Origin of the sequence: Streptomyces sp. NPDC020299 (assembly GCF_044387825.1) — a bacterium.
GTDB lineage: Bacteria > Actinomycetota > Actinomycetes > Streptomycetales > Streptomycetaceae > Streptomyces.
The window spans coordinates 25,030-45,360 of sequence record NZ_JBIRWL010000004.1 but is presented as its reverse complement, the minus strand read 5'-3'; the positions used below and the strand labels follow the sequence as shown (position 1 = coordinate 45,360).

The following is a 20,331-nucleotide window of genomic DNA, read 5'->3' as shown; positions in this document are numbered from 1 at the left end:
CGAGCGCCATTGCGCCCGCCCCTTACAGGCGGCCCGCCTCCACGATCCGCCGCAGGAAGCGCCGCGTGCGCTCCTGCTGCGGATCGCCGAAGACCTGCTCGGCGGTGCCGCGCTCCAGCACGACCCCTCCGTCCAGAAAACAGACCTGGTCCGCGACATCACGGGCGAAGCCCATCTCGTGCGTCGCCAGCACCATGGTCATGCCGTCGTCCTTCAGATCGCGCACCACGGTGAGCACCTCGCCGACGAGTTCCGGGTCGAGGGCCGCGGTGATCTCGTCGAGCAGCAGCAGCCGGGGACGCACCGCCAGGGCACGCACGATCGCCACCCGCTGCTGCTGACCGCCGCTCAGCCGGTCCGGGTACGCGTCCGCCCTGCCGCCCAGCCCGAGCCGCTCCAGCAGCTCCCTGGCGCGTTCCTCGGCCTCCGCACGGGGCACGCCGTGCACCCGGCGCGGGGCGAGCGTGATGTTCTCCAGCACCGTCATGTGCGGGAAGAGGTTGTACGCCTGGAAGACCACGCCGATACGGCGCCGGACGGCGTCCTGGTCGGCCCGCGGGGCGGTGATCTCCTCGCCGTCCAGCCAGATCGCGCCGTCGTCGATCTCCTCCAGCAGGTTGGCGCACCGCAGCAGCGTGGACTTGCCGGAGCCGGAGGCACCGATCAGCGCGGTCACCGTGTGCGGGGCGACCTCGAGGCCGACGTCCCGCAGCACGACCGAGCCCCCGAAGGTCTTGCGGACGGACTCCATCCGCAGGACGGGCGCGTCGCTCATACGGCTCCTCCCTGGGCCCGCTGCCGGTCCATCCTGGCCGTCACCCAGTCGGTGAGACGGGTCATCGGAATGGTCAGCGCCACGAAGACCAGCCCGGCGACGATGTACGGCGTGTAGTTGAGGCTGCGTTGGGCGATGATGTCGGCCGCCCGTACGGCATCGATCGCGCCGCCGATCGAGACGAGCCCGGTGTCCTTCTGGAGCGACACCAGGTCGTTCAGCAGGGGCGGCACCTGACGGCGTACGGCCTGGGGGAGCACCACGTACCGCAGCGCCTGCCGATTGGTCAGACCCAGCGAGCGGGCCGCGGCGCGCTGCGAAGGGTGCACGGACTCGATGCCCGCGCGGAACACCTCGGCGACGTACGCGGAGTACGTCAGCGTCAGCGCCGTACCGCCCAGCAGCACGGGATCGACGGTCACGCCCTGGAGGCGCAGCGCGGGTACCCCGAAGACCACGATCATCAGGTTGATGATCAGCGGCAGACCGCGGAAGAAGTCCGTGTACGCCGCCGCCAGCACCCGCAACGGGAAGAACACCGGCCCCGGCAGTGTGCGTGCGACGGCGATCAGCATGCCCAGGACGAGCACCAGTACGCCGCAGATCAGCAGCAGCCGGACGTTGAGCCACAGACCGTCGAGAACCTTGGGGAAGGCCTCGCGCGCGTAATGCCCGTCGAAGAAGGTCTCCTTGGTGCGCTGCCAGCCCGGCGCGCTGACCACGACCACGTACAGGACCACGGCCGTGACCAGAGTCGACAGCGCGGCGATCGCGGTCGCGCGGCGGGAGCGGGCGCGCTTGTGGCGCTCCCGCTCCAGCCGTCGCTCCGAGGGGACGTAGGTGTCCCCTCGCATGTCGTCGTTGCCGGAGTCCTCTCCGGCCTCTTCCTTCGTGACCGTCACTTGAGCACCGGAGCGTCGACGGCGTCCGACAGCCACTGCTTCTCCAGCTTCGCCAGGGTGCCGTCCTCGCGCAGGGCGTCCACGGCCGACGTCACGCAGGAGGTGAGGCCGCTGCCCTTGTCCAGGACGAGCCCGAACTGTTCGGGCGTGCCGCCCTGGTTCTCGAACTGGCCGACGATCTCGGCACTCGTCACCTGGGCCGCGGTGACGTAGAAGGCAGTCGGCAGGTCGACGACGATCGCGTCCACCTGGCCGTTCTTGAGCGCCGAGACGGCCTGGTCGTTCTTGGAGTACGCGGCCGCCTCCTGAGACGGCTTCACCACGTCGTCGATGTAGTCGAGGCTGGTGGTGCCCACCTGGGCGCCCAGCTTGAGGTCCTTGAGGTCCGCGATGCCCGTCGCCTTCGCGGCCTTGCTGCCCTTGAGCGCGATGACGGCCTGGCGGACGTCGTAGTAACCGGAGGAGAAGTCCACGGCCTTCTTGCGCTCGGCGCTGATCGACACCTGGTTGATGTCGAAGTCGAAGGTCTTCACACCGGGCGCGAAGGCCTTGTTGAAGGGGACGCGCTGCCAGACGACGGCGCTCTTGTCATAGCCGAGCTGCTGCGCCACGGCGTAGGCCACCGCCGACTCGAAGCCCTTGCCGTTGGCGGGCTTGTCGTCCTTGAACCAGGGTTCGTACGCGGGCTCGTCGGTGGCGATGGTCAGCTTGCCGGAGGTCTTGGTGGCCAACTTGCCCTTCGCACAGCTCTTTCCGGCCGATGCGGACGGAGCGGCGGCTGCCTTCTCCTCGGGCTGCGGGGCGCAGCCGACAGCGGTGGCGAGCAGGGCTATGGCCGCGGAGGCGACGGCGCGGCGCAGTACGCGAGGGGCGGGTTGCATGGCGGGAGAGTGGCAGCACGACGCCCGTTTGTCGAGGTCAAAGCGCCAACTGTCCGCATATTGGGAGCGGGTGTTGCATTCGCGTGAACACGTCGCCGTGAGGGGCGCCCGGGCCGCCGGTCGAGGGCGGGGAAAGGTAGACCGGCGGCCCGATCCGCGCGGGTGCCGTCTTCCCGCGCGTGGCTCTTACCAGTTGAGCGCGCAACAACGCGCCCCGCGACCGCGCACGCGCCGTCAGCACGTGTGCGCGATTCACACGGGGCGCGCAAGAGGCCCGCGCGAGACGCTCGTACGCACGCGCGCGGGGGTCTCACCACCCGCGCGCGTGCCACTCCGGCAGATGCGGTCGCTCGGCGCCCAGGGTGGTGTCGTTGCCGTGGCCCGGATAGACCCAGGTCTCGTCCGGCAGCACGTCGAAGATCTTCGTCTGCACGTCGTGGATCAGGCTGGCGAACGCCTTCGGGTCCTTGCGCGTGTTGCCCACGCCGCCCGGGAAGAGGCAGTCGCCGGTGAAGACGTGCGGGTGGCCGTGCGGGTCGTCGTAGACCAGCGCGATGGAGCCCGGAGTGTGCCCCACCAGATGGCGTGCGGTGAGTTCCACGCGCCCCACCCGGATGGTGTCGCCGTCGCCGACGAGGACGTCCGTCGGCACGGGGATGCCGGCGGCGTCCTCACGGCCCGCGTACGTCCGGGCGCCCGTGGCCGCGACGACCTCGGCGAGCGCCTGCCAGTGGTCACCGTGCTGATGCGTGGTGACGACGGACGCGATGCCGTCGTCACCGATCATCCCCAGCAGCGTCCGCGCGCCGTTGGCGGCGTCGATCAGCAGCTGCTCGTCCGTGGCCCGGCAGCGCAGCAGATAGGCATTGTTCTCCATGGGACCCACCGCGATCTTGGTGATCATCAGGTCCTTGAGCTCGTGCACATCGGCCGGTCCGCCGACCGTCACCTCTCCGCTGTACGTCATGACGATCAGCCTATAGCGGGGAAGCGGTTCACCGGTCGCTCAGGCGCTACAGCGGGGGCAGCGACGGCAGTGCGCCGCCCTTCACCGCGAGCCCGGAGCCGTCACGGCGGCCGGCGAGCCAGCCGAGCAGATCGGCGGCCGAGCCCTCGATCTCGATCGGGCCTCCCTCGGCGCCGCCGCCGGTGGTCCAGATCCGGCCGTCGTCGGTACGCAGACCGGTCGAGGGCACCTCCTTGTGCCCGCCGAAGCGCTCCGCGAGGAAGTCGATCTCCCGCTCCGTGAACTCCGCCGGAAGGCCCTCCAGCTCGTATCCGATCCCGAGGTCCACATGGTGCAGCTCGACCTCGATCCAGCGCCGGAAGGGCACCCGGGCCGCGGAGTCGGTGACACCGTTGCGCAGCTCCACCGTGCGCGACCAGTCCGCGGGCGCGGCCCCCGTCGCCTGGAAGCGGGCGGCCGTCGCGCGCAGGTCGGCGAGCTGGACGTCCAGGGGGCGCGGGGCGTCCCGCTCGATGTCGGCGTCCCGGGCGGTCGCCGACTCGTACATGGGGCGGCCCTCCAGGACGTTGACGAGGGCGTCCGCGTTGCGGGCGAGGTGGGCCAGGATGTGGCCCCGGGTCCAGCCGGGCAGCCGTGACGACCCGGTCACAGCAGCGTTGTCCAGTCGGGCCGCTGCGGTGAGGAGCCGCTCGGTCGCCTCCTGTACAGAGGCCAGGTCACGCGCGTGATCAATCATGCTGCTGACCCTAGCCCCGCCACCCGTTCGGGTGAAGGTGGTGAAGCTGTGCCGTAAATCGAATGTGCGTGCTATATGGTCGTGGGTGGCGTCGGGCATGCTGGATGGCCGGGGATTGTTATGCAACCTGGAATCCGACCGGCGTTGTCAGTGGCTCCCCCTAGTCTGAAGAAGCACGGGGGCCCCGCCCCTGTCACTTCTCTCAAGAAAGGTGCGGACCGGCGTGGCCGACCGTCTCATCGTCCGTGGCGCGCGCGAGCACAACCTGAAGAACGTCTCGCTCGACCTGCCTCGGGACTCGCTCATCGTCTTCACGGGCCTGTCCGGGTCGGGCAAGTCCTCCCTGGCCTTCGACACCATCTTCGCCGAGGGCCAGCGGCGGTACGTGGAGTCGCTCTCCTCGTACGCCCGCCAGTTCCTCGGCCAGATGGACAAGCCGGACGTCGACTTCATCGAGGGTCTCTCCCCGGCCGTCTCCATCGACCAGAAGTCGACCTCGCGCAACCCGCGCTCGACGGTCGGCACCATCACCGAGGTCTACGACTATCTGCGTCTGCTGTTCGCGCGCATCGGCAAGCCGCACTGCCCCGAGTGCGGCCGCCCGATCTCGCGCCAGTCGCCGCAGGCCATCGTCGACAGGGTCCTCGAGCTGCCGGAGGGGAGCCGCTTCCAGGTGCTCTCGCCGCTGGTGCGCGAGCGCAAGGGCGAGTTCGTCGACCTCTTCGCCGACCTCCAGACCAAGGGCTACAGCCGCGCGCGCGTGGACGGGCAGACCATCCAGCTCTCCGAGCCGCCCACGCTGAAGAAGCAGGAGAAGCACACCATCGAGGTGGTCGTCGACCGCCTCACGGTGAAGGACAGTGCCAAGCGCCGGCTCACCGACTCCGTGGAGACCGCCCTCGGGCTGTCCGGCGGCATGGTCGTGCTCGACTTCGTCGACCTCCCCGAGGACGACCCCGAGCGCGAGCGCATGTACTCGGAGCACCTGTACTGCCCGTACGACGACCTGTCCTTCGAGGAGCTCGAACCCCGCTCCTTCTCCTTCAACTCGCCCTTCGGCGCCTGCCCCGAGTGCACCGGCATCGGCACGCGCATGGAGGTCGACCCGGAGCTGATCGTCCCGGACGAGGACAAGTCCCTCGACGAGGGCGCCATACACCCCTGGTCGCACGGCCACACCAAGGACTACTTCGGCCGTCTGGTCGGCGCCCTCGCGGACGCGCTGGGATTCCGGACGGACATCCCCTTCGCCGGCCTGCCGCAGCGCGCCAGGAAGGCCCTGCTGTACGGCCACAAGACGCAGATCGAGGTCCGCTACCGCAACCGGTACGGGCGCGAGCGCGTGTACACCACCCCCTTCGAGGGCGCCGTCCCCTTCGTCAAGCGCCGGCACAGCGAGGCCGAGAGCGACGCCAGCCGCGAGCGCTTCGAGGGCTACATGCGCGAGGTGCCCTGCCCCACCTGTGAGGGCACCCGCCTGAAGCCGATCGTCCTCGCGGTCACGATCATGGAGAAGTCGATCGCCGAGGTCTCCGCCATGTCCATCAGCGACTGCGCGGACTTCCTGGGCGAGCTGAAGCTGAGCGCACGCGACAAGAAGATCGCCGAGCGCGTGCTGAAGGAGGTCAACGAGCGGCTGCGGTTCCTGGTCGACGTCGGCCTGGACTACCTCTCGCTCAACCGCGCGGCCGGCACCCTCTCCGGCGGAGAGGCCCAGCGCATCCGCCTGGCCACCCAGATCGGTTCCGGCCTCGTCGGCGTCCTGTACGTCCTCGACGAGCCGTCCATCGGCCTGCACCAGCGCGACAACCACCGGCTGATCGAGACCCTGGTCCGGCTGCGGGACATGGGCAACACGCTGATCGTCGTCGAGCACGACGAGGACACCATCAAGGTCGCCGACTGGGTGGTCGACATCGGCCCCGGCGCCGGCGAGCACGGCGGCAAGGTCGTGCACAGCGGCTCCCTGAAGGAACTGCTCGCCAACGCCGAGTCGCAGACCGGCCAGTACCTGTCCGGCAAGAAGTCGATCCCCGTGCCGGACATCCGCCGCCCCCGCGACCCCTCGCGGCAGCTCACCGTGCACGGTGCCCGGGAGAACAACCTCCAGGACATCGACGTCTCCTTCCCGCTCGGCGTGTTCACGGCCGTCACGGGTGTGTCCGGCTCCGGCAAGTCGACGCTGGTCAACGACATCCTGTACACGCACCTGGCCCGCGAGCTGAACGGCGCGCGCAACGTCCCCGGGCGGCACACGCGCGTGGACGGCGACGACCTGGTCGACAAGGTGGTGCACGTCGACCAGTCGCCCATCGGCCGCACCCCGCGGTCGAACCCGGCGACGTACACCGGCGTCTTCGACCACGTCCGCAAGCTGTTCGCGGAGACGACCGAGGCGAAGGTCCGCGGCTACCTGCCCGGCCGCTTCTCCTTCAACGTCAAGGGCGGCCGCTGCGAGAACTGCGCCGGTGACGGCACGATCAAGATCGAGATGAACTTCCTCCCGGACGTCTACGTCCCGTGCGAGGTCTGCCACGGTGCCCGGTACAACCGGGAGACCCTGGACGTCCACTACAAGGGCAAGTCCATCGCCGACGTCCTGAACATGCCGATCGAGGAGGCCACGGACTTCTTCGAGGCCGTCCCGGCGATCGCCCGGCACCTCAACACGCTGAAGGACGTCGGCCTCGGCTACGTCCGTCTCGGGCAGTCCGCGACCACCCTGTCCGGCGGTGAGGCACAGCGCGTGAAGCTCGCCAGCGAGCTGCAGCGCCGCTCCACCGGCCGCACGGTCTACGTGCTGGACGAGCCGACCACCGGCCTGCACTTCGAGGACATCAGCAAGCTGCTCAAGGTCCTCTCCGGTCTGGTCGACAAGGGCAACACGGTCATCGTCATCGAGCACAACCTCGACGTGATCAAGACCGCCGACTGGATCGTGGACATGGGCCCCGAGGGCGGCGCCGGCGGCGGCCTCGTCGTCGCGGAGGGCACCCCCGAGCAGGTGGCCGGCGTTCCGGCCAGCCACACCGGCAAGTTCCTCCGGGACACCCTGCAGCCGGAGACGATCAGCGACGCCACGCCGCCGGTCAAGGCGACGGCGAAGAAGACGGCCACGGCCCGGACCGCCAAGGCCGCCAACAACACGGCGACCGGCAAGGCCGCCGCGACCACGAAGAAGGCGGCTCCCGCGAAGAGGACGACGCGGGCACGCAAGGCCTGAGAGTGACGCAAGAAGCGGTGCCCCGCGGCGACTTTCCGCGGGGCACCGCCCGTTCCACCGTCAGACGTCCCCCAGCTCGGCGGCGAACGGCGGCTCGGCTCCCGCCCGTGAGCAGGTGATCGCCGCCGCGCGCGCCGCGTACCGCAGCAGCCGCGTCCAGCCGTCCGCGCCGAGGGCGGCGACGGCCCCGGGGGAGAGGGCGCCCTGGCCGGCCAGACCGTGCAGCAGGGCGGCGTTCACCGTGTCACCGGCGCCGATGGTGTCCACGACGTCGACCTTCACACCCGGTACGGAGTGCTCCGCCCCCTCCCGGGTGAAGACGGTGAGACCGTCGCCGCCCCGGGTGATCACGACGGCCGAGGGGCCCGCGGCCAGCCAGTCGCCCGGGGTGCCGCCCAGCCACCGGGCGTCCTCCTCGGAGAGCTTGAGCAGGGTCACCGACGGCAGCCAGCTCTTGAAGCGCGCCCGGTAGGCGTCCGCGTCGGGGATCAGACCCGGCCTGATGTTCGGGTCGAGCGCGGTGAACAGGCCCTGCCCGGCCGCTGTCCGCATCAGCTCCTCGTAGGAGCTCGCCCCCGGTTCCAGGACGAGGGAGCAGGTGCCGAACGACACCGCGCGGGTGCCGGCCGGAAGGCGGGCGGGAGCCGTGAACAGGCGGTCGGCGGTGCCCTCGACGTAGAAGGAGTAGGCGGCCGAGCCGTCGGCGCCGACGGTGGCGACCGCCAGGGTGGTCGGTTCCGTGCCGCGCTGCACTGCCGAGACGTCCACCCCTGCCTGCCGCAGCCCGTCGAGCAGGGCCTCGCCGAAGGCGTCGAGGGAGGTGCGGGAGCAGAAGGCGGTGGGGGAGCCGAGGCGGCCCAGCGCCACGGCCGTGTTGTAGGGGCCGCCCCCGCGCGCCGGCTGCAGCCCCGCGAGGGGCCCCGGGCCCCGCGGTACCAGGTCGATCAGTGCCTCACCGGCGACGACGATCACGAGTCGGTTCCTTTCTCGGGGCACCCGCACGACGTGCGATGGATGAAGGAGCAGGGCAGCCGGACGGTCCGGGCGGGACCGTCCGGTGCGGTGAGGCGGTCGAGGAGCACCCGGACGGCCCGCGCCCCGATGTCCCTGCTGGGCTGGGCGACCGCGGTGAGCCGCGGGGAGAACAGATCGGCCCACGCGAATTCGTCGAAGCAGCACAGGGCGATGTCGCCGGGCACGGACAGACCCCGCGCGCGCAGGGCGCGCAGGGCGCCGATGGTCATCGCGTTGTTGGCGGTGACGAGCGCCGTGGGCGCGGGGGTGAGCGCCAGCAGGGCCGCGGTGGCCCGCTCGGCGCCCGCCGACTCGGAGTTGCCGCGGACCTCGAGGCGTTCGTCGCGGGCCAGCCCGGCGGCGGCCAGGCCGTGCCGGTAGCCGGCGATCCGCTCACTGGTGGTGCTCAGCCCGGGCAGTCCGGCGACCAGTCCGATCCGGCGGTGGCCGAGTTCGGCGAGGTGGGTCACGAGCCGGGTCATCGGTTCGGTGTTCTCCGCGCAGACCTGGTCGAAGCGCGGGCCGGTGCCGGCACCGTCGTCGATCACCCGGTCCAGGAACACCGCCGGTACGCCGTGCCGGCCGAGATAGGCGACGAGCTCGCGAGGGTCCGCGGACGGGGCGACGATCATGCCGTCGACGCGGCGCTCGTGGAGGAGCTGGACGACCTTGCGTTCGTGCGCGGGGTCGTCGTGCGGATCGGCGATGAGGAGGCTGTATCCCTCCTCCAGGGCGGCGGCCTCGACGCCCTGGAGGATCTCCGTGAAGTACGGGTTGCTGATCGCCGACACCGCGAGCCCGATGGAGCGGGTACGGGAGGTCACCAGGGAACGGGCGAGGGTGTTGGGCGTGTAGCCGAGCTCGTCGACGGCGTCCAGGACGGCCCGGCGCGTGTGCGGCAGCACCGGGCGCGTGCCGTTGAGCACGTGCGAGACGGTCGCCACCGAGACTCCTGCACTCCGGGCGACGTCGGCCATGGTGGGCATGGGACGGGTATATCCCAACCGGCCGCCTGACGTAAACGCTTGCGCAAACGCTTACGTCCCCACGCGTTCACGTAAGAGGCCGGCACTCAGCCCCAGTCCCAGCAGATGCCCACGATGCCCGGCCGGGTCCGCGGCTCGACCAGGTGCACCGAGCGGTGCAGCCCGCTGAGCGGCAGCTCCTGCCGCCCGCCGCGCGGGGCCGCCGTCGAATGCTGGGTGAACCGGTGGCACCGCACCGGCACCGCCCCTGCGGCGAAGCGCACCTGGAGGGCGTACTGGCCGCCGGGGAAGCCGAAGCCGCGCGCGTACTCGCGGGACATTCCGGCCGTGCCGTCCTCGACGCCGTACCGGAAGAGGAAGGTGTCGCCGGACCGCAGCCGGGTGTCGAAGAGCAGCTCGGCGACGAGCAGCCCGCTGTCCCGGTCCCAGCGGATCCGGCCGGTGCGGCAGTTCTCCAGGGCGTGCATCGTCATGCGCTGCGGCGCGCAGCCCGGGTCCCCGTGGTGGACGGCCACGAAGCGGTCCACGCCGTCCCGGTGGGCGCGCACGATGTGGTGCGACTCGCGTCCGGCCAGTTCACGGCGCGCGCCGATCCGTATCCGCTCGTGGTGGCCGAGGGTGTGCAGCCCGCCGTCGAGGGCCCAGCCCAGGTCGGCCTGGAGCCGGTCCAGGACGTCGGAGGCCTCGACCAGGGAGCGGTACGACCGGGCAGCCGCCGGGCGTGCGGCGGCCCGGCTCTCCTCGGACTCGGCGAGCAGCCGGATCAGCGACTCGTCCGGCAGCTGAAGGATCTCCTCCAGGGCCCGCACGGCGCGCAGCGACTCGGGGCGCTGCGGGCGCCGGGCGCCCTGCTGCCAGTAGCTCAGGCTGGTCACGCCCACCTTGACCCCGTGGCGCGAGAGGTGGTGCTGCACGCGCTGGAGCGGAAGCCCGCGGGCGGCGATCGCGGCGCGCAGGGCGACATGGAAGGGGCCGCCCCGCAGGGCCGTGTCCAGTTCCGCGGTGGCGACGTCCGCGCGCTGTGTGACGTGCGGCATGCAGAGGGGCCTTTCTGTGAAGGTTCACTACGGCTGGTCAGACCGTGCGCAACAGGCCCTCGGGCCCGGTCGGGGCCACCCCGTCGGCGCCGGTGCGTCCGCACATCTGTACGCCGTATCCGTGCGCCGTCGTTCACGGTCCCCGAGTTCCCCCGCATTGAAGCGTGTTGACCTTGCTCCGACAACACCTCGCGTTCGGCCGCCGTACATACCTGGCCGAGGCGCGACCCCCGGGCGGACGGGAGGCGCACGGCGTCGTCCACAGGCCCGTCGCGGTGTCGGTCCTCGCCAGTAGGGTGTGAGACATGGCCGACCCCTCCAGCTACCGCCCCACCCCGGGAGACATCCCGGACACTCCCGGGGTCTACAGGTTCCGAGACGAGCACCGCCGGGTGATCTACGTCGGAAAGGCGAAGAGCCTGCGCCAGCGCCTGGCGAACTACTTCCAGGACTTGGCGAACCTCCACCCCCGCACCAGGACGATGGTCACCACCGCCGCGTCCGTGGAGTGGACCGTGGTGTCCACGGAGGTCGAGGCGCTCCAGCTGGAATACTCGTGGATCAAGGAGTACGACCCCCGGTTCAACGTCAAGTACCGCGACGACAAGAGCTACCCGTACCTCGCGGTGACGATGAACGAGGAATTCCCCCGGGTGCAGGTGATGCGCGGTCACAAGAAGAAGGGCGTCAGGTATTTCGGCCCGTACGCGCACGCGTGGGCGATCCGTGACACCGTCGACCTGCTGCTGCGCGTCTTCCCGGTGCGCACCTGCTCGGCCGGCGTCTTCAAGAACGCCTCCCGCACCGGCCGTCCCTGCCTGCTCGGCTACATCGGCAAGTGCTCGGCCCCCTGCGTCGACCGGATCTCCGCCGAGGAGCACCGCGAACTGGCCGAGGAGTTCTCCGACTTCATGGCCGGCCGCACGGGCACGTATCTGCGCCGTCTGGAGAAGCAGATGATGGCGGCGGCCGACGAGATGGAGTACGAGCGGGCCGCCCGCCTGCGCGACGACATAGAGGCCCTGAAGAAGGCCATGGAGAAGAACGCGGTCGTGCTGGCCGACGCGACCGACGCCGACCTGATCGCCGTGGCCGAGGACGAGCTGGAGGCGGCCGTCCAGATCTTCCACGTCCGCGGCGGCCGGGTGCGCGGCCAGCGTGGCTGGGTGACCGACAAGGTCGAGGAGGTCACCACCGGCGCCCTGGTCGAGCACGCCCTCCAGCAGCTCTACGGCGAGGAGAGCGGCGACGCGGTCCCCAAGGAGGTCCTGGTCCCCGCCCTGCCCGAGCCGGTCGAACCGGTCCAGGAGTGGCTGACCGGCCGCCGCGGCTCGAACGTCTCGCTGCGCATCCCGCAGCGCGGCGACAAGAAGGCGCTCATGGAGACCGTGCAGCGCAACGCCCAGCAGGCCCTCACCCTGCACAAGACCAAGCGCGCCTCCGACCTCACCACCCGCTCCCGCGCCCTGGAAGAGATCGCCGGGGCCCTCGAACTGGACAGCGCCCCCCTGCGGATCGAGTGCTACGACATCTCGCACCTCCAGGGCGACGACGTTGTCGCCTCCATGGTCGTCTTCGAGGACGGCCTGCAGCGCAAGAGCGAGTACCGCCGCTTCCAGATCAAAGGCTTCGCGGGGCAGGACGACGTCCGTTCCATGCACGAGGTGATCACCCGCCGCTTCCGGCGCTATCTCGCCGAGAAGGAGCGGACCGGCGAGTGGGTCGACGAAGGCTCCGAGGACGGCATCACGGGCGACGGAGCCATGGGGAACGGCGACGTCAGGGAGGGACTCAAGGACGACGACGGCCGCCCCAGGAAGTTCGCCTACCCCCCGCAGCTCGTCGTCGTCGACGGCGGGCAGCCGCAGGTCGCGGCCGCCCAGCGGGCCCTGGACGAGCTCGGCATCGACGACATCGCTGTCTGCGGCCTCGCCAAGCGCCTGGAAGAGGTCTGGGTGCCGGGCGAGGACGACCCGGTGGTCCTGCCCCGCACCAGCGAAGGCCTTTATCTGCTCCAGCGCGTCCGCGACGAGGCGCACCGGTTCGCGATCACCTACCAGCGGACCAAGCGCGCCAAGCGGTTCCGCGCCGGCCCCCTCGATGAGGTGCCCGGCCTCGGTGAGACCCGCAAACAGGCGCTGATCAAGCACTTCGGCTCGGTGAAGAAGCTGCGGGCCGCCACCGTCACGCAGATCCAGGAGGTGCCCGGCATAGGCCGCAAGACGGCCGAGACCATCGCCGCGGCACTCGCGCAGGCGGCCCCGGCCGCACCCGCCGTGAACACGGCGACCGGAGAGATCATTGAAGACGAGGAACCCGAGACGACGGCGGGTGACTCGGGGGAGCCCGTGCCCGCGGGCGCCCCGGACGAACGACGGGGGCAGGAGACATGAACGAGCACGACGCACAGCCCACAGCGGACCGAGATCCGGCACACAAGGACACCGGTGAGGATCAGCAGCAGGTCCAGGACAACGGAGCACAGGTGAGTACGGGCAGCGAGACAGCCGGGGCCCCCGACACGGCCATCCCCGAGCTGGTGATCATCTCCGGCATGTCCGGAGCCGGCCGTTCGACGGCCGCCAAGTGTCTGGAGGACCTCGGCTGGTTCGTCGTCGACAACCTCCCGCCCGCCCTGATCCCCACCATGGTGGAACTCGGCGCCCGCTCCCAGGGCAACGTGGCGCGGATCGCGGTCGTCGTCGACGTACGCGGCCGGCGTTTCTTCGACAATCTGCGCGAGTCCCTCGCGGACCTCGACACCCGGGGCGTCACCCGCCGGATCGTCTTCCTGGAGTCCTCCGACGAGGCCCTGGTGCGCCGCTTCGAGTCGGTGCGCCGCCCGCACCCCCTCCAGGGCGACGGCCGGATCGTCGACGGCATCGCCGCAGAGCGGGAACTGCTGCGCGAGCTGCGCGGTGACGCCGACCTGGTGATCGACACCTCCAGCCTCAACGTGCACGAACTGCGCGCCAAGATGGACGCCCAGTTCGCCGGTGAGGAGGAGCCCGAGCTGCGGGCCACCGTGATGTCGTTCGGCTTCAAGTACGGCCTCCCCGTCGACGCCGACCTGGTCGCGGACATGCGCTTCCTGCCCAACCCGCACTGGGTTCCGGAGCTGCGCCCGTACACCGGCGTCAACGAGGAGGTGGCCGCGTACGTCTTCAACCAGCCCGGCGCCAAGGAGTTCCTCGACCGGTACGCCGAACTGCTGCGGCTCATCGCGGCCGGCTACCGCCGTGAGGGCAAGCGCTATGTGACCATCGCGATCGGCTGCACCGGCGGCAAGCACCGCTCGGTCGCCATGTCGGAGAAGCTCGCCGCGCGTCTCGCGGCCGAGGGCGTGGAGACGGTGGTCGTCCACCGGGACATGGGACGGGAATGACGGAACGTACACCGCGGCTGAGCAGGCTGCGCCGGATGGTGCCCGAGGCCAGGGCCGGCCGGCCCGCGGAGGTCCGCGGCGGCCGGCCGCGGCGCCGCGGCACCCAGCCCAAGGTCGTCGCCCTCGGCGGCGGCATGGGCCTGTCCGCCTCGCTCGCCGCGCTGCGCCGGATCACCGGCGACCTCACCGCCGTCGTCACCGTCGCCGACGACGGCGGCTCCAGCGGGCGCCTGCGCGACGAGCTGGGCGTGCTGCCGCCCGGCGACCTGCGCAAGGCGCTGGCCGCGCTGTGCGGCGACGACGACTGGGGGCAGACCTGGGCCCGGGTCATCCAGCACCGCTTCCAGTCCCAGGGCGACCTGCACGAGCACGCGGTCGGCAACCTGCTGATCGTCGCCCTGTGGGAGCAGCTCGGCGATCATGTGCAGGCCCTGGACCTGGTCGGCAAGCTGCTGGGCGCGCATGGGCGCGTGCTGCCCATGTCCGCCGTGCCGCTGGAGCTCCAGGCCCTGGTCAAGGGACACGACCCGGAGCGCCCGGAGGAGGTCGACACCGTGCGCGGCCAGGCCACCGTCGCCCTCACCCCGGGCGAGGTGCAGTCCGTGCACCTGGTGCCGCACGACCCGCCCGCCGTCCCGGAGGCCGTCGCCGCCGTCCTGGACGCCGACTGGGTGGTGCTCGGCCCCGGCTCCTGGTTCTCCTCGGTCATCCCGCACCTGCTCGTCCCCGAACTCCTGGACGCGCTCACGGAGACGAAGGCACGCCGGGTACTCTCGCTGAACCTCGCCCCGCAGCCCGGAGAAACCGAGGGCTTCTCTCCGCAGCGTCATTTGGAGGTTTTGGGGCGACACGCCCCTAAACTCGCCCTGGACGTGGTGCTGGCCGACGAGGCCGCCGTGCCCGACCGCGACTCGCTCACCGAGGCCGCCAAGCGGCTGGGAGCGGCGGTCGAGCTGGCGCCCGTGGCCCGGACCGACGGGACCCCGAGGCACGACCCGGAGCTGTTGGCCGCCGCGTACGACCGTATTTTTCGGATGCATGGAAGGATCGGCCCATGGCGATGACGGCAGCGGTGAAGGACGAGATCTCCCGGCTCCCCGTCACCCGGACCTGCTGCAGGAAGGCGGAGGTCTCCGCCATTCTGCGGTTCGCCGGCGGCCTCCACCTGGTGAGCGGGCGCATCGTGATCGAGGCGGAGCTGGACACTGCGATGGCGGCCCGCCGCCTCAAGCGGGACATCCTGGAGATCTTCGGCCACACCTCCGAGCTGATCGTGATGGCGCCCGGCGGGCTGCGCCGCGGCTCGCGGTACGTCGTGCGGGTGGTCGCCGGCGGCGACCAGCTGGCCCGGCAGACCGGTCTGGTGGACGGCCGGGGCCGCCCGATCCGCGGCCTGCCCCCGCAGGTGGTCTCCGGCGCGACCTGCGACGCCGAGGCGGCCTGGAGAGGGGCCTTCCTGGCGCACGGCTCGCTGACCGAGCCCGGGCGTTCCTCCTCCCTGGAGGTGACCTGCCCGGGGCCGGAGGCCGCGCTGGCGCTGGTCGGCGCCGCTCGCCGGCTGTCCATCGCCGCCAAGGCCCGCGAGGTCCGGGGCGTGGACCGGGTGGTCGTCCGTGACGGCGACGCGATCGGCGCCCTGCTCACCCGGCTCGGTGCGCACGAGTCCGTGCTGGCCTGGGAGGAGCGCCGGATGCGCCGCGAGGTGCGGGCCACCGCGAACCGGCTCGCCAACTTCGACGACGCCAACCTGCGCCGCTCGGCCCGTGCCGCCGTCGCCGCCGGTGCCCGCGTCCAGCGGGCCCTGGAGATCCTCGCCGACGAGGTCCCCGAGCACCTCGCGGCCGCCGGGCGGCTGCGCATGGAGCACAAGCAGGCCTCCCTGGAGGAGCTGGGCGCCCTCGCGGACCCGCCGCTGACCAAGGATGCCGTCGCCGGCCGTATCCGCCGTCTGCTGGCGATGGCCGACAAGCGCGCCTCGGACCTCGGCATCCCGGGGACGGAGGCCAACCTCTCCGAGGAGCTGGCAGACAACCTGGTCGGGTGATTGACGACTTGTCAGATCGCCGGTGTCCGAGCCCACTTGGGTGATCGGCACCGGCGTTTTGCTGTCCGTGTGGCGCCCTTGACTCGATCATGATGTGTCATGAGCCTGGCAGATGTTCGCCGCTGTGGCGGACCACGGCAAGGGGGGTTCATGAGTCACAGAGCGAGATCGATCCTCGCTGTCGGCGCGCTCCTCATCGGCGGAGCGAGCCTCGCACCCATCGCCCAGGCACAGAGCGGCACCCCGACCAAAGCTGACGCCAACAGCGACAACGAGGTCAAGGTGTTCCGCGCCGAAGTCACCCAGAAGCAGGTGCCGCTGCTGCTCGCGGCCGGACAGGACGGCAACGAACTCGGCGAGCAGACGGCCGGGCCCGGCAAGCACACCGTCGAGGTCTATCTCACCGACCAGCAGGCGAAGAAGCTCGAGAAGCAGGGCGTCGACCTCACCGAACACACACTTTCCGCCAGGGCCGCGACCCGCGTCGAGGACGCGGCCCAGGGCGTGTTCCGCCCCTACGGCGGCAGCGGCGGACTGAAGGAGGAGATCCTCCGGACCGCCCAGCAGAACCCCGGCCTCGCCAAGGTCGAGTCCATCGGGAAGACCACCAACGGCCAGGACATCCTCGCGCTCAAACTGACCAAGAACGCGAAGAGGTCCAAGGACGGCTCCAAGCCCTCCGTGCTGTATATGTCCAACCAGCACGCGCGCGAGTGGATCACGCCGGAGATGACCCGTCGGCTGATGCACTACTACCTCGCCGGCTACAAGACGGACAAGCGGATCAAGAAGATCGTCGACTCGACCGAGCTGTGGTTCGTCCTCTCGGCCAACCCCGACGGCTACGACTACACCTTCAAGAACTCCGCCACCCGCCTGTGGCGCAAGAACCTGCGGGACGTCAACGGCGACGGGGTCATCACCACCGGCGACGGCGTCGACCTCAACCGCAACTTCGCCTACAAGTGGGGCTATGACGACGAGGGTTCGTCCCCCAACCCCACCAGCGAGACCTACCGCGGCGCGAGCCCCGAGTCCGAGCCCGAGACCAAGGCCCTCGACGGCTTCGAGAAGCGCGTCGGCTTCACGTACGCCATCAACTACCACTCCGCCGCCGAACTGCTCCTCTACGGCGTCGGCTGGCAGGTCGCCACCCCGACCCCGGACGACGTCCTCTACAAGGCACTCGCCGGAACCCCCGACCACTCCGCGATCCCGGGCTACCACCCGCAGGTCTCCTCGGAGCTGTACACCACCAACGGCGAGGCTGACGGCCACGCCTCCAACGTCAACGGCATGGCGATGTTCACCCCCGAGATGTCGACCTGTCAGACCGCGTCGAACCTCGACCCGAACGACGCCTGGAAGGCCTCCGACTGCCAGTCGGTCTTCAACTTCCCCGACGACGAGAAGCTGATCCAGCAGGAGTTCGCCAAGAACATCCCGTTCGCGCTCTCCGTCGCCGAGACCGCCGCCCATCCCGACAAACCGGCCTCCTCGGTCGGGCTGAGCGCCGCCGACTTCACCCCGGCGACATTCCCGGCGTCGTACTCGCGCGGCGCCGACCAGCAGGTCTCGGTCGTCGTCCGCAAGTCCGTGCGCGACAAGGAACTCAAGTACCGCGTCAACGGCGGCCGCACGAGGGACCAGGCGCTCAGGCACTGGAAGGGCGGCGACACCTACGGCGGTGAGGACAACCTCTACTTCGACGAGTACCGGGCCAAGGTCCAGGGCGGCAAGCCCGGCGACAAGGTCGAGGTGTGGTTCACCGGCAGGGCGAGGGACGGCAAGCGCACCTCCAGCACGCACTTCACGTACACGGTGGCCAAGCGGCCCGCGGCGGACACCCTCGTGGTCGCCGAAGAGGGCGCTGCCGCCACCCAGGCGCAGAAGTACGTGGACGCGCTGAAGGCGGCCGGCCGCAAGGCGATCGTCTGGGACGTCGCCACGCAGGGAGCGCCCGACGCGCTCGGCGTGCTGAAGTACTTCAGCACGGTCGTGCACTACTCCGGCACGACCGGCCCGGGCAACGCCACCCAGCTCCAGCTGCGCGCCTACCTCAACGAGGGCGGCAAGCTGATCGAGGCCGGTGAACTGGCCGGCGGCAGCGTCGCCCTCGCCGACGGCACCCCGTCCGACGACTTCAGCCAGTACTACCTCGGCGCCTACTCGCGCACGTCGCTCACCGGGGCCACCGGCTTCACCGGCTCCGGCGCGCTCGGCGGCTTCACCGGCTCCCTCGGCGACGCGCCCGGCAACCCGCTCGACAAGGCCGGCACCTACTCCGTCACCTCCGACGAGCTGTCCACGGCCGCCTACCCGCAGTTCGCCAGCGCGGGGGCGGGCCAGTTCGCCGGGACCGTCAACCCGTACGGGCCGTACACGGGCTCGTACATGGCCGCGGCGGTGCACACCGACGACGCCTACAAGCGACTCACCCGCACCATCGACCTCACCGGTGTCAGCGCGGCCGACAAGCCGACGCTGCGCACCCGCCTGCTGTGGGACACCGAGCCCGGCTACGACCACGCGGTGGTCGAGGCGCACACCACCGGCGCCGACGACTGGACGACGCTCCCGGAGGCGGGCGGCGCCACCTCCACGGCGGTGCCGGCCGAGTGCGAGGCCGGGTTCCTGGTCAGCGAGCACCCGTGGCTCAAGCACTATCTGACCGTCGCGGCCGGCGGCTGCACGGCGACCGGCAGCAGCGGCTCCTGGAACAGCCTCACCGGCAGCTCGAACGGCTGGCGGTCGGTCGGCTTCGACCTGAGCGCCTACGCCGGGAAGTCCGTCGAGCTCTCGATCGCCTACATCACCGACCCGGGCACCGGCGGACACGGCGTACTCGCCGACGACGCCTCGCTCGTCGTGGGCGGCACGGCCAAGGAGACCGAGGGCTTCGAGACCTCGCTCGGCGCGTGGAAGGCCTCCGGACCGCCTCCGGGCAGCCCCGCGGTCCTGAAGGACTGGACGCGCACTGGAGCCTTGTTCAAGACGTACGGAGCGGTCACCACGGACCGGACCGTGCTGCTCGGCTTCGGCCTGGAACAGGTCCCGGCGGCGGCCGACCGGAAAGCCCTGGTGAAGAAGGCCCTCGCGGCACTCGACAAGTGAGCCGACGCGCTCACGAACGAGTGATCCGGGCACCCGGCCGGCACTGACACTCCCTGACGAAACGGGGTGATCCCGGCGCAGAACCGGGGCGGTCCGTACCCCTACTGGCGGGTACGGACCGCCCTGCCGTGTATGAGGCATCTGGATGTCACCACCGGGGCCCCAGGGAGGTAGGGTCGGGGGTGGTCGGGGACATCCCAAACACAGCTCGCCGGCACCGCATGGCCGGCGTACCAACGAGGAGATCGGTTCGTGACGATCCGCGTAGGCATCAACGGCTTCGGCCGCATCGGACGTAACTACTTCCGCGCGCTGCTGGAGCAGGGTGCAGACATCGAGGTCGTGGCTGTCAACGACCTGGGTGACACCGCGACCACCGCCCACCTGCTCAAGTACGACACGATCCTGGGCCGCCTCAAGCAGGAGGTCTCCCACACCGCCGACACGATCACCGTCGACGGACACACCATCAAGGTGCTCTCCGAGCGCAACCCGGCCGACATCCCGTGGGGCGAGCTGGGCGTCGACATCGTCATCGAGTCGACCGGCATCTTCACCAAGAAGGACGACGCCGCGAAGCACATCGCCGGCGGCGCGAAGAAGGTCCTCATCTCGGCCCCGGCCAAGGACGAGGACATCACCATCGTGATGGGCGTCAACCACGACAAGTACGACGCGGCGAACCACCACGTCATCTCCAACGCCTCCTGCACCACCAACTGTGTGGCGCCGATGGCGAAGGTCCTCGACGAGAACTTCGGCATCGTCAAGGGCCTGATGACGACGGTGCACGCCTACACGAACGACCAGCGCATCCTGGACTTCCCGCACAAGGACCTGCGCCGCGCCCGTGCCGCCGCCGAGAACATCATCCCGACCACCACGGGTGCCGCCAAGGCCACCGCGCTGGTCCTGCCGCAGCTCAAGGGCAAGCTGGACGGCATCGCGATGCGCGTCCCGGTCCCGACCGGCTCGGTCACCGACCTCGTCGTCGAACTCGGCCGTGAGGTCACCAAGGAAGAGGTCAACGCCGCCTTCCAGAAGGCCGCCGAGGGCGAGCTGAAGGGTCTCCTCGAGTACACCGAGGACGCGATCGTCTCCTCCGACATCGTCAACGAGCCGGCCTCCTGCACCTTCGACTCCTCCCTGACCATGGTCCAGGAAGGCAAGAACGTGAAGGTCATCGGCTGGTACGACAACGAGTGGGGCTACTCCAACCGCCTCGTCGACCTGACGGTCTTCGTCGGCAACCAGCTCTGATCGCCGA

Annotated in this window: 15 protein-coding genes; 7 read left to right on the top strand and 8 right to left on the bottom strand. The window is 70.6% G+C overall.

Features of this window, described 5'->3' with window-relative positions:
• Positions 1 to 22: 22 nt before the first annotated feature.
• From ACH45E_RS11535 to ACH45E_RS11515, 5 genes are all read right to left on the bottom strand, one after another.
• Entirely contained in the window at positions 23 to 775 is a 753-nt protein-coding gene (locus tag ACH45E_RS11535) for an amino acid ABC transporter ATP-binding protein (protein ID WP_361437084.1), read from the bottom strand.
• Entirely contained in the window at positions 772 to 1,677 is a 906-nt protein-coding gene (locus tag ACH45E_RS11530; protein ID WP_361437082.1) for an amino acid ABC transporter permease, read from the bottom strand. Before ACH45E_RS11530 ends, ACH45E_RS11535 begins: the two co-directional genes overlap by 4 nt.
• Positions 1,674 to 2,558, bottom strand: a complete 885-nt coding sequence (locus ACH45E_RS11525) for an ABC transporter substrate-binding protein (RefSeq protein WP_361437080.1) — start codon at positions 2,556 to 2,558, stop codon at positions 1,674 to 1,676. The genes ACH45E_RS11530 and ACH45E_RS11525 overlap by 4 nt, the downstream gene beginning before the upstream one ends.
• A gap of 310 nt (positions 2,559 to 2,868) precedes the next feature.
• Positions 2,869 to 3,525: an MBL fold metallo-hydrolase gene (locus ACH45E_RS11520; RefSeq protein ID WP_361437078.1), complete on the bottom strand. Its 657-nt coding sequence runs from the start codon at positions 3,523 to 3,525 to the stop codon at positions 2,869 to 2,871.
• 46 nt (positions 3,526 to 3,571) lie between these two features.
• A complete protein-coding gene (locus ACH45E_RS11515; RefSeq protein WP_361437076.1) occupies positions 3,572 to 4,261 on the bottom strand; it encodes a maleylpyruvate isomerase family mycothiol-dependent enzyme in 690 nt (229 codons plus the stop codon).
• A 223-nt stretch (positions 4,262 to 4,484) separates the two neighbouring features.
• Between ACH45E_RS11515 and uvrA the strand changes: the two genes are divergently transcribed.
• Positions 4,485 to 7,484, top strand: coding sequence for an excinuclease ABC subunit UvrA (gene uvrA, locus ACH45E_RS11510; protein WP_361437074.1), 3,000 nt, complete (start codon positions 4,485 to 4,487; stop codon positions 7,482 to 7,484).
• 60 nt (positions 7,485 to 7,544) lie between these two features.
• Here uvrA and ACH45E_RS11505 read toward each other — a convergent pair whose 3' ends face one another.
• The 3 genes from ACH45E_RS11505 to ACH45E_RS11495 form a co-directional block, all read right to left on the bottom strand.
• Complete coding sequence (locus ACH45E_RS11505) at positions 7,545 to 8,456, bottom strand: carbohydrate kinase (RefSeq protein ID WP_361437072.1); 912 nt, start codon at positions 8,454 to 8,456, stop codon at positions 7,545 to 7,547.
• Positions 8,453 to 9,484, bottom strand: a complete 1,032-nt coding sequence (locus tag ACH45E_RS11500; protein ID WP_361437070.1) for a LacI family DNA-binding transcriptional regulator — start codon at positions 9,482 to 9,484, stop codon at positions 8,453 to 8,455. The genes ACH45E_RS11505 and ACH45E_RS11500 overlap by 4 nt, the downstream gene beginning before the upstream one ends.
• Before the next feature lie 86 nt (positions 9,485 to 9,570).
• Positions 9,571 to 10,521, bottom strand: coding sequence for a hypothetical protein (locus tag ACH45E_RS11495; protein ID WP_361437068.1), 951 nt, complete (start codon positions 10,519 to 10,521; stop codon positions 9,571 to 9,573).
• 305 nt (positions 10,522 to 10,826) lie between these two features.
• Between ACH45E_RS11495 and uvrC the strand changes: the two genes are divergently transcribed.
• From uvrC to gap, 6 genes are all read left to right on the top strand, one after another.
• A complete protein-coding gene (uvrC, locus tag ACH45E_RS11490) occupies positions 10,827 to 12,914 on the top strand; it encodes an excinuclease ABC subunit UvrC (protein WP_361437064.1) in 2,088 nt (695 codons plus the stop codon).
• A complete protein-coding gene (gene rapZ / locus ACH45E_RS11485; protein ID WP_361437061.1) occupies positions 12,911 to 13,906 on the top strand; it encodes an RNase adapter RapZ in 996 nt (331 codons plus the stop codon). Before uvrC ends, rapZ begins: the two co-directional genes overlap by 4 nt.
• Entirely contained in the window at positions 13,903 to 14,970 is a 1,068-nt protein-coding gene (gene yvcK / locus ACH45E_RS11480; protein ID WP_361437059.1) for a uridine diphosphate-N-acetylglucosamine-binding protein YvcK, read from the top strand. The genes rapZ and yvcK overlap by 4 nt, the downstream gene beginning before the upstream one ends.
• The gene (gene whiA, locus ACH45E_RS11475; protein ID WP_361437057.1) at positions 14,961 to 15,950 is read left to right on the top strand and encodes a DNA-binding protein WhiA; all 990 of its coding nucleotides are present in this window, start codon (positions 14,961 to 14,963) and stop codon (positions 15,948 to 15,950) included. The genes yvcK and whiA overlap by 10 nt, the downstream gene beginning before the upstream one ends.
• Before the next feature lie 150 nt (positions 15,951 to 16,100).
• On the top strand, positions 16,101 to 19,064 hold the full coding sequence (locus ACH45E_RS11470; protein ID WP_361437055.1) for a M14 family zinc carboxypeptidase: 2,964 nt from the start codon (positions 16,101 to 16,103) through the stop codon (positions 19,062 to 19,064).
• Between the two features lie 252 nt (positions 19,065 to 19,316).
• On the top strand, positions 19,317 to 20,324 hold the full coding sequence (gene gap, locus ACH45E_RS11465; protein ID WP_361437052.1) for a type I glyceraldehyde-3-phosphate dehydrogenase: 1,008 nt from the start codon (positions 19,317 to 19,319) through the stop codon (positions 20,322 to 20,324).
• The last annotated feature ends 7 nt before the right edge of the window (positions 20,325 to 20,331 follow it).

Bases quoted from the DNA above. Each gene is read 5' to 3' on its own strand.
- ACH45E_RS11515 (WP_361437076.1), bottom strand. From the start codon at position 4,261: ATGATTGATCACGCGCGTGACCTGGCCTCTGTACAGGAGGCGACCGAG.
- ACH45E_RS11525 (WP_361437080.1), bottom strand. From the start codon at position 2,558: ATGCAACCCGCCCCTCGCGTACTGCGCCGCGCCGTCGCCTCCGCGGCC.
- ACH45E_RS11500 (WP_361437070.1), bottom strand. From the start codon at position 9,484: ATGCCCACCATGGCCGACGTCGCCCGGAGTGCAGGAGTCTCGGTGGCG.
- ACH45E_RS11535 (WP_361437084.1), bottom strand. From the start codon at position 775: ATGAGCGACGCGCCCGTCCTGCGGATGGAGTCCGTCCGCAAGACCTTC.
- rapZ (WP_361437061.1), top strand. From the start codon at position 12,911: ATGAACGAGCACGACGCACAGCCCACAGCGGACCGAGATCCGGCACAC.
- yvcK (WP_361437059.1), top strand. From the start codon at position 13,903: ATGACGGAACGTACACCGCGGCTGAGCAGGCTGCGCCGGATGGTGCCC.
- uvrC (WP_361437064.1), top strand. From the start codon at position 10,827: ATGGCCGACCCCTCCAGCTACCGCCCCACCCCGGGAGACATCCCGGAC.
- ACH45E_RS11520 (WP_361437078.1), bottom strand. From the start codon at position 3,525: ATGACGTACAGCGGAGAGGTGACGGTCGGCGGACCGGCCGATGTGCAC.
- ACH45E_RS11495 (WP_361437068.1), bottom strand. From the start codon at position 10,521: ATGCCGCACGTCACACAGCGCGCGGACGTCGCCACCGCGGAACTGGAC.
- ACH45E_RS11470 (WP_361437055.1), top strand. From the start codon at position 16,101: ATGAGTCACAGAGCGAGATCGATCCTCGCTGTCGGCGCGCTCCTCATC.
- whiA (WP_361437057.1), top strand. From the start codon at position 14,961: ATGGCGATGACGGCAGCGGTGAAGGACGAGATCTCCCGGCTCCCCGTC.